Raw genomic sequence first — 4,313 nt, 5'->3', positions numbered from 1 at the left:
CTGCTTCAGAAATATCTACACCATCAAAAATATTCGGAATCGGAATATTAAAATGTTTGGCAAAATCATAATCACGTTGGTCTCCACAAGGTACAGCCATAACTGCTCCTGTTCCATAACCTGCTAATACATAATCTCCAATCCAAATTTGAACTTTTTCTCTAGAAAAAGGATGAATTGCATAAGCTCCTGTAAATGCACCAGAAATGGTTTTTACATCTGCCATTCTATCTCTTTCAGAACGTTTTGCAGTGGCTTCTATATAAGCGTTTACTTTATCCTTTTGCTCATCTGTTACAATTTCTGCTACCAATTCGTGTTCTGGAGCTAATGTCATAAAACTTACTCCAAAAATAGTATCAGGTCTTGTGGTAAACACATCTATTTTCGCATCAAAACCATCTACTTTAAAAGAAACCATTGCTCCTTGAGAACGTCCAATCCAATTGGTTTGTGAATCTTTTAATGGTTGTGGCCAATCAATAGTATTTAATCCATCTAACAAACGTTGAGCATACGCAGAAATTCGCATAGACCATTGTGTCATTTTTTTTCTGACAACAGGATGTCCTCCTCGTTCTGAAACTCCGTTTACAATTTCGTCATTTGCCAAGACTGTTCCTAAAGCAGGGCACCAATTTACTTCTGTATCTGATAAAAATGTTAAACGATATTGTAATAAAATTTCTTGTTTTTTGGTTGATGAAAACCCATTCCAATCTTCTGCAGAAAACGAAATGACATCTTCATCACAAACTGCATTAATTTTAGCATTTCCTTCTGCTGCAAACACCTGTTCTAGTTCAGCAATTGGTCTTGCTTGATCTGAATCTTTGCAATAATAAGATTCAAAAAGCTGAATAAAAATCCATTGTGTCCATTTGTAATACTCTGGGTCTGATGTACGTACTTCTCTGCTCCAATCAAAAGAAAAACCAATTTGATCTAATTGTCTTCTATAGGTTTTTATATTTTCTTCGGTGGTTTTTGCAGGGTGCTGACCAGTTTGAATGGCATATTGTTCTGCAGGCAAACCAAAAGAATCATAGCCTTGAGGGTGCAATACATTAAACCCTTTATGACGTTTGTAACGTGCATAAATATCGGATGCAATATACCCTAAAGGATGCCCAACATGCAAACCTGCACCTGAAGGATAAGGAAACATATCTAACACATAATATTTAGGTTTTTCACTTTTATTTAAAGCTTTAAACGTTTGGTTTTTAGCCCAAAATTCTTGCCACTTTTTTTCTATTTCTTGATGGTTGTATTGCATCTTTTAACTCTTAATTTAAGGGGCAAATTTACGTTTAATCTTTGTAAGCAAAAAACAGATTTCTTTTAAATTATAACAGGCTTTCAAAATGAATTGAAAGCCCGTTACAGTTTTATGTTTAAGTGTTTTTACAAACACTCTTTGTAATTAGAATTTTTTCTATATAAAGTCTTGTTAAGCACTCCGTCTTTATAGAAATCTACGATGTTATTGTTGCATGATAACTTTAATTCATAGTTTACTATATTATCAAAATGATAATCTACTATTAACAAATTTCCAGAAATAGAATAATCTTGTGTGCCTGGTATTGGCGTATCAGAAAACTCATTATCTGTGCCATAATAAGTAAATTGCTCACCATTCTTAAACGTATGCATTACTCTATCTTCATAACCTTTTAAGAGCCACGCGTTACTTTCTAAAATAGTTACTTTTTCTTGTAAAGATAATTCTAATGAGAAATCTTCGTTTGCACTGCCACAACTTGTTAAGGTGATAGCACTAATAATTGCCAAATAAATAAAAAATTTGTTCCCCTTTTTTGTCATAATTGTTGATTTTTAAGTTGAATTTGATTTGACACAAACTAACTACTAATATATAGATTACACCTAAAAAACCTTAATAAAAGGGAAATTATTACTATTAAAAGGGAAAAAAAGACATTAAAAAAAGCCGCAAATAATGCGACTTTTTAAATTTTTCTTAGAAAGTAACTTCTTAGTTTTCTTCTAATTCTGCTGCTTTTTTCACAGGTACAGAAACGATTGTTTTACCCCAACCCATATGTAAAGTCATGTTCTTATCAAAAATCATAGAAAAAGCTTCTATATTTTCTTCAGATTCAGAAACTTTACCAGATACTCTTAAAACATCTTGGTCTTCTTTGTAGGTGTAACTTCCCCAAACGTTTCTTGCGTTGTTTATAATTACGGTCCAATCTCCTTCTGCAGACGGAATTGTAAATAAAGAATATGTACCAGCACTTAATTCTTTCCCTCCAAAAATTACATCTTCATAAAAAGTAATTTCTGCAGCTTCATTAGCTCCAGTTCTCCAAACTTTATCCACGGGTGCTAACATTGCCAAATCTCTCCCTTTTAATTGTGGTCTACCGTAAATTACTTTTACTACTTTATCAGATATTTTCCATGTATCAGGAAAAGTAGCAGCATCCATTGGGCTTACGTCTAACCTTTTAAAAGATTGTGCAACAACACCTGTACTACAGATTGTGGTTGCAATTATTGCAACAAATAATATTAGTTTTTTCATTTTTAAATATATGTTTTAAGTAATTATTTTTTTAGTGTATCAAAAATATAAATCATTACAGAGAGTTGTTACTAATTTTGTGTTAACTTTTAATGACACCCACAATCTGTACTACAAGCTCTTTTTTTCTTTGAAGGAAATATAAATTTTTTTACCAGAAAAAATAAAGCTACAAAAACCAATAAATATACAAGTATCTGTTGCATTAGCTTAAAATTTGATAGGTTATTAAAGAGGAAACATATGCCAATAAAGCCATACCAAACACCTGTATTAATGGCCATTTCCAGCTTTTAGTTTCACGTTTTACAATGGCTAAAGTTGCCATACATTGCATTGCAAAAGCATAAAAAACCAATAGCGACATACCTACAGGAAAGTTAAATCGTTTTTTTCCGGTTTCTGGGTTTATTTCTGAACGCATTTTTTCTTTTATGGTAGAAGTATCTTCATCATCTGACTCTACACTGTAAATGGTTGCTAAGGTTCCTACAAAAACCTCTCTTGCTGCAAAAGAGGTAATTAATGCAATTCCTATTTTCCAATCGTAACCCAACGGTTTTATAGCAGGTTCTATACTTTTACCCATAATACCAATATATGAATTCTCTAACTTAGCTGAAGCTATTTTTTGTTGTAAAGCAGCAGCATCTAAATTTGTGTTTTCTACTTTTTCAATAGTATTTTTTTCTGCATTTTTAAATGATTCTGGCCCATTAGAAGCTAAAAACCATAAAATAATAGACAGTGCTAAAATTATTTTACCAGCTTCAAAAACAAAGGCTTTTGTTTTTTCTACCACTTCTAAAAATACATTTTTAAAAGAAGGGATTTTATAATTGGGCATTTCTACCACAAAGAAAGAACTACTTTTAATTTTTAATGTTTTCTGTAAAATATAAGCGGCTATAATGGCTGATAAAAAACCTAAAGCATACAACATTAAAAGTGTAAATGCTTGTAAGTTGTAAAACCCTAATATTTTTTTGTTGGGTATAATTAAGGATATTAAAATGGCATAGACAGGTAATCTTGCAGAACAAGTTGTAAACGGAACTACTAAAATGGTAATCAACCTTTCTTTCCAACTAGCAATGGTTCTGGTAGCCATAATTGCGGGTATTGCACATGCTGTACCAGATATTAATGGAATGATACTTTTACCATTCATACCAAAACGTCGCATAATTTTATCCATTAAAAAAACCACACGACTCATATAACCCGTTTCTTCTAAAATGGCTATAAACATGAATAAGATTGCAATTTGAGGAATGAAAATAAGGACACCACCAATACCTGGTATGATACCTTCTGCAATTAAATCTGTAAAAACACCTGCTGGTAAATTACTTTTTGCAAAATCAGATAGATTGGCAAAGGCACCATCTATAAAATCCATAGGTAAAGAAGACCAATCGAAAATAGATTGAAAAATCAATAATAAAACTAATAGAAAAATAAAGTAGCCAAATATTTTATGGGTAAAAACTTTATCTAACCTGCTTCTTACATCTGTAGCTGCATTTTTATCTACAATATAGGTTTTCTTTAAAATTTTATTAATTTCTTGATATCTATATATCGTCTCTTTGTGTTGATATTTTCTTAATTTAGAAACATCTTTATTAAAAGAAAGAAGTTGTTCTTTTTGGCTTTTTGTAATGCCTTCTGGAAAGTTTTTCTGAGTAACCATTAACCATAATTCATACAAAGAAAAATTTGGGTTTATGGCTTTTAACTTTTCAAAATAAGC

At 31.4% G+C, this 4,313-nt stretch carries 4 protein-coding genes; all 4 read right to left on the bottom strand.

Features of this window, described 5'->3' with window-relative positions; genetic code table 11:
* Window positions 1-1,279, bottom strand: a 1,279-nt coding sequence (locus ACTG3S_RS12095) for a class I tRNA ligase family protein (RefSeq protein ID WP_439129606.1), incomplete at its 3' end; no start/stop codon positions are given.
* A 128-nt stretch (window positions 1,280-1,407) separates the two neighbouring features.
* A complete protein-coding gene (locus ACTG3S_RS12090; protein ID WP_439129605.1) occupies window positions 1,408-1,830 on the bottom strand; it encodes a hypothetical protein in 423 nt (140 codons plus the stop codon).
* A 172-nt stretch (window positions 1,831-2,002) separates the two neighbouring features.
* Complete coding sequence (locus ACTG3S_RS12085) at window positions 2,003-2,557, bottom strand: DUF2911 domain-containing protein (protein ID WP_439129604.1); 555 nt, start codon at window positions 2,555-2,557, stop codon at window positions 2,003-2,005.
* Window positions 2,558-2,762: 205 nt separating this feature from the next.
* The coding region (gene feoB / locus ACTG3S_RS12080) for a ferrous iron transport protein B (RefSeq protein WP_439129603.1) at window positions 2,763-4,313 on the bottom strand (1,551 nt) is incomplete at its 5' end.

Origin of the sequence: Polaribacter sp. (genome assembly GCF_965656025.1) — a bacterium.
Lineage (GTDB): Bacteria > Bacteroidota > Bacteroidia > Flavobacteriales > Flavobacteriaceae > Polaribacter.
The sequence above is the reverse complement of the archived record's forward strand: the minus strand, read 5'-3'. Positions and strand labels throughout refer to the sequence as shown.

Excerpts from the sequence above, each read along its gene's own strand:
- ACTG3S_RS12085 (WP_439129604.1), bottom strand. The coding sequence starts at position 2,557 with ATGAAAAAACTAATATTATTTGTTGCAATAATTGCAACCACAATCTGT.
- ACTG3S_RS12090 (WP_439129605.1), bottom strand. The coding sequence starts at position 1,830 with ATGACAAAAAAGGGGAACAAATTTTTTATTTATTTGGCAATTATTAGT.